Annotated in this window: 6 protein-coding genes; 4 read left to right on the top strand and 2 right to left on the bottom strand. The window is 63.4% G+C overall.

The window, feature by feature from the left end:
• Both SGJ19_01865 and SGJ19_01860 read left to right on the top strand, forming a co-directional pair.
• The coding region (locus SGJ19_01865) for a PQQ-dependent sugar dehydrogenase (protein ID MDZ4778983.1) at window positions 1-607 on the top strand (607 nt) is incomplete at its 5' end.
• A gap of 1 nt (window position 608) precedes the next feature.
• A complete protein-coding gene (locus SGJ19_01860) occupies window positions 609-1,808 on the top strand; it encodes a VCBS repeat-containing protein (GenBank protein MDZ4778982.1) in 1,200 nt (399 codons plus the stop codon).
• A 102-nt stretch (window positions 1,809-1,910) separates the two neighbouring features.
• Here SGJ19_01860 and SGJ19_01855 read toward each other — a convergent pair whose 3' ends face one another.
• The gene (locus SGJ19_01855; protein ID MDZ4778981.1) at window positions 1,911-3,539 is read right to left on the bottom strand and encodes a sigma-70 family RNA polymerase sigma factor; all 1,629 of its coding nucleotides are present in this window, start codon (window positions 3,537-3,539) and stop codon (window positions 1,911-1,913) included.
• A 429-nt stretch (window positions 3,540-3,968) separates the two neighbouring features.
• Here SGJ19_01855 and SGJ19_01850 point away from each other — a divergent pair, with 429 nt between their 5' ends.
• On the top strand, window positions 3,969-4,460 hold the full coding sequence (locus tag SGJ19_01850) for a hypothetical protein (protein MDZ4778980.1): 492 nt from the start codon (window positions 3,969-3,971) through the stop codon (window positions 4,458-4,460).
• 101 nt (window positions 4,461-4,561) lie between these two features.
• Complete coding sequence (locus SGJ19_01845) at window positions 4,562-6,739, top strand: TonB-dependent receptor (GenBank protein MDZ4778979.1); 2,178 nt, start codon at window positions 4,562-4,564, stop codon at window positions 6,737-6,739.
• A 785-nt stretch (window positions 6,740-7,524) separates the two neighbouring features.
• Here the strand turns inward: SGJ19_01845 and SGJ19_01840 are convergent.
• Window positions 7,525-7,824 (bottom strand): type II toxin-antitoxin system RelE/ParE family toxin, encoded by a 300-nt coding sequence (locus SGJ19_01840; protein MDZ4778978.1) that lies wholly within the window; start codon window positions 7,822-7,824, stop codon window positions 7,525-7,527.
• Window positions 7,825-7,894: the final 70 nt, after the last annotated feature.

Here is a 7,894-nt window from a genome sequence, read left to right as displayed (position 1 = left end):
TGCCCTGCCCTACGCGATTCCCTCCGACAATCCGTTTCGCAACCGTGCGGGGGTGCGGCCCGAAATCTGGGCGCTGGGCTTCCGCGAGCCGTGGCGCTTCAGCTTTGACCCGCAGAACGGCGATCTCTGGGTCGGCGATGTGGGCCAATACCGCGTCGAGGAAGTCGCGATCGTGCGTCCCGGCGAGAACCACGGCTGGAACGTCTACGAAGGCTACGAGCCATTTTCAAATCAGCACCGAGCTGCCGGGCAGGATTATGTGGCGCCCGTTCTCGCCTACAAACGCCACTACGGAAACTCGGTCACGGGCGGGTACGTTTATCGCGGCGACGCGCACTCCCCGCTTTACGGCGTGTATGTCTTTGGCGACTACACCTCGAAACGCATCTTCGGCCTGACCCAGCGGGACGGGCAGCTCGAAACCGTTCGACAGATCGGTACCTCGCCCGAGAGCATTGCTTCATTCGGTCGGGACCGCCGCGGGAATCTTTATCTCGTCGGGTATGAAGGCATGATTTACCAGCTCGATTTCACCGGGGCTGATTTTGCGGCCGCGGTGGACGAAGCGGCGAACGCTCGCGCGAAAATCACTGACTCGAAAAACTAACATGAACTCCCCGCTCTCTTCCTCGCTCCGACGGGCGCTCACCTCGGGCGTCGCGTTGATTGGATTCGCCGGTGCGGCCGCGGAGCCGAAATCCGGCACTTGGGAGCGCCACGCCTTCGCCCTGCCCGAATCGATCTGGAGCGTCGCGGCCCTGGACGCCAACGGTGACGGCAAACCGGATCTGATCGCGATGGGCGTCACCAAAGTTTTCGCCCTGCTCAGTCCCCAGTGGACGCCCCACGTCGTGTTCGATGCCAAGGACGGGAAAATGCTCTACTGTGTGGCGCTCGATGCGGATCACGACGGTGACACCGACCTCGTGGTCGGTAGGTATCAAATTCCCTGGATTGAATTTCGCAACGCCCAGGCGGCCGGCAAGACCGCCACTCCGCCGCAAGGCCCGGACTTCAGTGTCGCCTGGCTCGAGAATACTGGAAAAACGGATACGCCGTGGCCGCTGCACGTCATCGACCGCGAGCTGAACGGCATCCACGGGCTCGCGATTGGCGACCTCGACGGCGATGGCCGTCCCGATGTGATCGCCGACAGCATCAGCGGTCCGCATTTTCCGAATAGCGTCGTCTGGTTCCGCACGCCGGCGCGCGGCGCATCCGCGTTTAGCCGGGAGATCGTTACCCGCGCGGGTGCCGATGGCCGGCCGCATTATCTGGAAGTTGGCGACGTGGATCAGGACGGTCGCGGCGACATCATCCTGGGCGATTCCGGGGCCGGCACCTTCACCTGGTGGCAACGCAGCGCAGTGACCGATGAACCGTGGACCAAGCACGTCATTGCGCGCGAAAAAGGCGCCACGAATGTCCGAGTGGCGGACGTGGACGGCGACGGCAAGCCGGACCTCGTCGCGAGCTGCGGCCACGGCAAGGGCGTTTTCTGGTTCAAGAATCCAACGTGGCAGAAACATGAGATCGACAGCGCGCTCGCCAATCCGCACGCGCTCGGCGTGGCGGACTTCGATGGCGACGGCGACCTCGACGTGGCCGCGTCGTCTTACACCGCATTCGTTGTTCGCTGGTATGAGAATGATGGCCGCGGCTCGTTTGTGGCGCGCGACATCGACACCGGCAACCAGCAGCAAGCGTACGACCTGAAGACCGCGGACCTCGATGGCGACGGTGCTCCGGAAATTTTGCTAGCTGGTCGCGAGTCCCGCAACGTGGTCTGGTATCGCTTCCGCCGTTGATCGGTTGGACCCGCGCCGCCCGCGCCGCGTTGAATCACCGAAGTTGAAAAGCCGGACGACACGATGCGTGCACGCCTATCGGAATGTCCGTCTGCTCGGCCATCACTTGGACGGCGCCGCCACGTTCTTCCGTTCCGACTGCGCCCTCTGCTCCAGTTCCCGCTGTCGCCTCTGCTCCGCGTCGACCTCACGGAAAGCGGCTAGCTGTGCAGGCGAGAGTATCCCCTGAGCTTGCGCGAACACGCTGTTGCGATCCATCGCATCGATATCGAATTTCCCATCCGTCCGTCGCGAGTTCAACGCCATGATCTCCGCCAGCCGATCTGCCTGCTGATGCGTCAGTGGTGCGTCGGAATAGAAAACCCGCTTCACCGTTTCTTCCGCCACGTGCCGAAACGCTCCTTTCGCCTCGTAGTCGCGCTTTGCCTCCACCACGCCCGTGCCAAATTGCAGCTGCAGCCGCTCGTCAAACTCCCGCGAAGCTTCTTCGAAAATCGCCTTCGCCACGTCGTTGCCCAACCGCTTCCCTTCCGTCTGCGCGCCCTGAAATTTTTTCCGTTCAGATTCCTTTCGATCGGCGAACAATTCCTTGAAAAGATCCTGCTGCCTTTCGTCCCACTCCATCTTTCGGAAAAACGCACCGAATGTCTGCCCGACCGCATGGCGTATCATCGCACGCCTGCCCTCCGGCGTGTCGGCGTAGTGGATGGTTCCTTTGGACGTTCCGTCAGCCGCAACCGCAGTGATCGAGGCCACGCGCGATGGCGATGGGGGCGTTCCGCTTGAAGCCGGCGCGTTTGCCTTTTCCGCCACCGCCCGCGTCTCGACCGCTCGCATTCTTCGCTCGGCCTCCTCCGCCCGCACCTGCGCCGCTTTCAAGGTTGCGACCATTGCGTCGCGCTGCTTCTCCGCCAGCGCCGCATCCGTAGCTGCCCGCTGCGCCTGCTGCGCTTGATACAGCGCGCCGCCGATTGCCACGACCGCCACCGCCGACACCGCTATCATCAGGGTTTTCATAAAAATCGTCGCACTCACCACCACCCCCGCCCCACCCAGTGCCGCCGCACTGGCGATCTCCGCGACCAGCGCTGCCGGCGCGACCACGCTCGCATGACTCGTGAGCACGGCCCCCAGCGCCGCCGCCGTCGACGTGATCCCATGGCGTGCCAGCGCGCCACGTAGTTTGTCCAGCGCCCGCTCCACGCGCATCCTCGCCGCATCCTCGCTCACGTTCAACGACGCCCCCACCGCTGCAAACGGCCGCCCCTCAAAGAACCGCAGCAGCACCGCCTCACGGTCTATCTCGCCGAGCTCGCGCAATGCCGCATCGATCGCCGGTCGCACTCGCTCCCACTCCGCTGTCGTGTCGCCGTTCGTCAGTCGTTCCTGCATCGCATGCGCCTCCTCGCGTATTTTCCGCCGGCGTTCCGTCCGCACCATCTGCGCCGCCGCGTGGTGCGCACTGAGATAAAGCCAACCCGCCAGAGTCCCGCGCCCCTCCAGCTTCCGCGCCTTCCCTGCCAGTGCCACGAACGCCGTCTGCGTTACGTCCTTCGCCAGATGCGCATCGCCGCCCACCTGCCGCAACGCAGCCCCGTAGACCATCGGCAGATGCCGTTGCACCAGTTCCCGGAAAGCCGCGTCGGAGCCCTCCCTCACATAACCCGCCAGCAATTCTGCGTCCGTAGTCATCGTCATCCTCAAGCTGCCGCCGAATCGGAAACCGAACAACTCACCGACTCTCCTAAAAGCGCGGGGGGGCGCGATCCCACGGGGTCTGCCGGTTGCATGCTGCAGTTCGGCAGTGGCGGCGGAGTCTCGCAAGCTCGAGCGATCCAGCGGCACGTGGCATTATACTTCGGGAGTCCTTCCGCGAATTGCCAATTATCTCCGCCTCGCCCGCACTGCCATCCTTCGCGCTACTTTGCTGATTACCGCTGCGAAAACCAGGACTTCGTCGTCAGGCTAATGGCTCGCCTGCTGGCGGCAGAAACTCGAGGCCATGGTGGCCAACCTCCATGCCGCGCAATCGCGGGCCGCGGGCGTCGATGTCCCCAAGAAGCCCGGTGCGTCGTGAAACGGACGCCAGAGCACTTTTGATTCGCGTGGCCCGGCCGGCCACTGCATCCATCGGCTCCCCGTTTCCTTCGCCCAGACCGGATGCCTGCTCTCGTTTTCATCGGCAAATTCCTTTCGTCCCGTTTCCCCGATCCAATGAACTACCTTCAAACCGCCCGACTCTCCCGCTGGCTTTGCCTGCTGTCTGTCGTTCTCGCGCTTTCACGCGCCGGCGCCCAAACCACACCCGCCGCACCGGCGCCCAGCACTCCCGAATCCGACAAGGCCATCACGCTCGCCGCCTTCGAAGTCAGCACGGACCGCGATGTCGACTACACCGCGTCGAGTGCCCTTGCCGGGGGCCGCATCGAGACGCCACTCAAGGAAACGCCGTCGGCCATCAGCATCCTGACCGCCGAATTCCTTGAAGATATCGGCGCAACCAACTTCGCCTCCGCAGCGGAATGGGCGCCCAATTCCATCCCGGTAGGCGACACCGCCACCTTCGGTGAGCAGAACACCAACATCCGCGGCGTCGGCAACAGTTTCCCCAGCCGGAACTACTTCCGCTGGTACGTCTCGAGCGACAGTTAAAAACCGAGCGGCTCGAGTTCGCCCGCGGCCCCAACTCCATCCTCTTTGGCGACGGCAACCCCGGCGGCGTCAACACCACCTGGACCAAGCAGGCCCTGTTCGTGGCACGGCGCAGTGTCCAGCTCCGCACCGACACCTACGGCGGCTATCGCGCCAGCATGCATTACAACGTGCCCGCCGGCGACAAGCTCGCCGTCCGCGTCAACGCCGTCCACGACCGGCTCAAGGGATGGAGGGACTACGACGAACCCCTGCGCGACAGCTACCACCTCGCCGCAACGTATCGACTGGCCAAGGACACGCAGGTCCGCGGCGAGTTCGAGGACGGCCGCTACCGACGGATCTCGTTTGCCCAGACCTTCGTCGACCAGAGTTCCAACTGGAACCGCACCTCGGTGTACAATGGTGTCACTGCCCCGCCCACGGCCGGCACCGGCGTCGCCCGCCTCAACACCGGCGTCAACGACGACTACCTCGTCTACGATCCCGCCCAGGCGTCGCTCGGGCTGTTGAACCTGCGCGGCCACTTTCAGTCCACCGGCACCGCCCTGCGCATCCTGCCGGATGGGCGGCCCGCGATCAATCGTTACCCGTCGATTCCCAGCCGCGAATTCAGCCTCCAGCCGCCCGATGCCTATATCGACACCAACTACCGCAGCTGGACGTTCTACTTGGAGCATCGTTTGCAAGCCGGCATCGTCGCCCAGCTCGCCTACAACCATCAGGACCAAGCCCGCCGTGCCAACGTGCGCGTCTGGGACCAGCATCGAATCGATGTTAACACCGTCCTGCCCAATGGCGCACCAAATCCCAACTTCGGCAAGGCGTTCTCGGACGTGCAGCCGCAGAAGCAGAGCCAGGAGAACGAACTCTCCGACTGGCGTCTCAGCCTCGCTTACAAGAAACAGTTCCGTTGGCTGCGCCAGAGCCTGAGCGTCGTCTCCGGCTTCCGCACCGACGAGTTCAACAACTACGTCTGGACCGCCGGCCGGGTGAACGGTGTCAACGCGAACTCCACTGTCGCCACCAACGTCGTCCGGATCCGCCAATACTGGGACGGCCCCCGCAATCCCGCCACGTTCGACAACCTCGTCTCCAACGGCACCGACGTGCGTTATACCGACACCAACGCCGCCGACGAGGACCAGTCGCTGCAGTACAACCAGATCGCGTCCGCCTCCTCGCTGCTCGACGGCAAGCTCTCCGTGCTCCTCGGCTACCGGTACGACACTCACGAACGCAAGCAGCACCGCCGCGTCGCCGCCAATCCCGACGGCTCGTCCATCATGCGTGCCACGGACGGTCCGGGTACCTTCGACCTGAGCAAAGTCGGCGTCGGCACGTCGTCCGCCGGCGCCGTCTTCTTCCCCGTGCCATGGATCGGCTTCTACGCCAACTTCTCCGAATCCTTCAACGCGGCCGGCAGCGGCGCCGCCCAGATCGACGGCTCCCCCATCGGACCGTCGTCCAACGAAGGCATCGATCTCGGCATCAAAATGGAGTTCTTCGGCGGCAAGCTTTCCGGCAGCCTCGGTTACTACGACATGCAGCAGACCGAGCGTCCCCGTGCCGGCGATCGCCAGGCCGACATCAACGAAATCTGGAACGACCTCGGACGACCCGAGGACACGATCCTCGCCTTCCGCGACCTCGAAACCTACAGGGGCGACGTCATCGAACTCGACGTCACGGCCAACCTCACGCGCAGCTGTCGCCTGATGCTCAACTACTCGATCCCAAAGACCCAGCAGGCCGACATCGGTCCCGGCCTCCGCGCCTATGTCGCCACGCACATGGCCACTTGGCAGGCCGGAGCCGCCAATCCCGCGCTTCCCAATGCCGCGCGGATCGCGACCAACATCAACGACATCAACAGTACCATCGACGGCTACACCCAGGGCCGCACGCTCAACGGTACCGTCAAGTACACGGCGAACATCTACACGACGTACGCGTTCCGCGACGGCCGACTCAAGGGCTTCTCCGTCGGCGGCGGTGCCAACCTCCGCGGCAAACAGGTCATCGGCAACGCCAACGGCGCTCCGTTCGACTACCGCTACGCCAGCGCCTACGCCCTCGTTTCCGCCCACACGAGCTACGAACTTCGTTTCGGCAAGGTTCGCACCCGCCTGCAGCTCAATGTCGCAAACCTGCTGGACGAGGAGGATGTCGTCTACACCGCCTACACCTTCAACGCCGCGGCCGGCGGCGACGTCCCCAACACCTTCCGCTACCATGCGCCGCGGAAACTTTCGCTCACCGCCACGTTCAACTTCTGATCTCGCACGCAACGCGGTGGGATTTAGGGGTACGTTGCTCCTGGTCCGGGGTGATCCATGACTGACCCACTGCTTTTTTCGTCGTAAACGTTCCATCCCACCTCGGAGACCCGGCGGGGATCAACCCGGCCCGCTGGTTCACCGAGGAAGGGCATGATTCCTCGCTGCGTGCGTATCTGCACGGATCGTTCCCAGGCGTCCGGATGTGGACGACGTCGTGCAGGAGTCGTATCTGCGAATCTGAAAGGCGAAGCCTGGTCGCCCGATTGCGTGCGCGCGCCTTCCTCTTTCGCGTTGCCCGCAACGTAACCCTCAATCTTCTCCATCGTAGAGAGCACGATTTCGTCCATCCTGTCATCGTGTATCCTGTCCGGTTGGAGATCGAATCCCGGAATACGGTGACAGGACGAACGGATTTCAGGATGGACTGCACGCCTATACGCGCAGCTTGCCTCGCACAGAACTTTCCGGCGTTATCCGCTGCTCCAGCATGTCCCCAGAAGCTGCCGCACGGCTACAAATCTCGCTCGCCTCGAACCGTCCGCGCATCGGCATCCACCTCGGGAGTTCCGTTGAATGAACAAACGGAAGCTCAGCGAACGGGTAACTTGCACCAAGTTCATCACTCCGGCGTTGGTCGCCGCCGGCTGGGACGCTCAACTGCACGTTCGGGAGGAATTATCGTTTACCAAGGGCCGGGGAATCGTCCGCGGCAAGATGACCACCCGCGGTGAATCGAAACGTGCTGACTATCAGGATTGGCCCCCTCGGATCGGCTCCCGTCTTTACGCCGACGGACGCAAGTGCCGCTTAAAATCCATTGCGCTGTGGAGGACGCGCACGACTTGGAGGGTGGATTTGTTTACGCGGAAAAGAATTACATGCTTCCCCTCCGCGGCGATCTGGCAGCCGGGGAAGAGATCGGGGCGCCCGCGATAAGGAGCGGGGTTCGTGAGAATGGATCCGAACTTCTCCCACATCCGATCCAAGTAAGTGGTTTCCCGCGCGGCGCCCCAGCGCTCCAGCGTGTAGACCCGGATGGATCGCAGATCGTCGAGAGCCGCTGGCGTCAGCTCGATCTTCATTTCGTTCCGCGCACGCGAGCGACGAAATCCTTCTTGGATTTAACGGTGATACCTTCGCCCGCTTCGAGTT

It is taken from the genome of Planctomycetia bacterium (assembly GCA_034440135.1).
Taxonomy (GTDB): domain Bacteria; phylum Planctomycetota; class Planctomycetia; order Pirellulales; family JALHLM01; genus JALHLM01.
Note: the sequence above shows the minus strand (reverse complement) of the source record. Positions and strands in the feature narration are given on the sequence as shown.

What these genes read in the sequence shown, in the direction of transcription:
- SGJ19_01860 (MDZ4778982.1), top strand. Translation starts at nt 609, where the DNA reads ATGAACTCCCCGCTCTCTTCCTCGCTCCGACGGGCGCTCACCTCGGGC.
- SGJ19_01850 (MDZ4778980.1), top strand. Translation starts at nt 3,969, where the DNA reads ATGCCTGCTCTCGTTTTCATCGGCAAATTCCTTTCGTCCCGTTTCCCC.
- SGJ19_01840 (MDZ4778978.1), bottom strand. Translation starts at nt 7,824, where the DNA reads ATGAAGATCGAGCTGACGCCAGCGGCTCTCGACGATCTGCGATCCATC.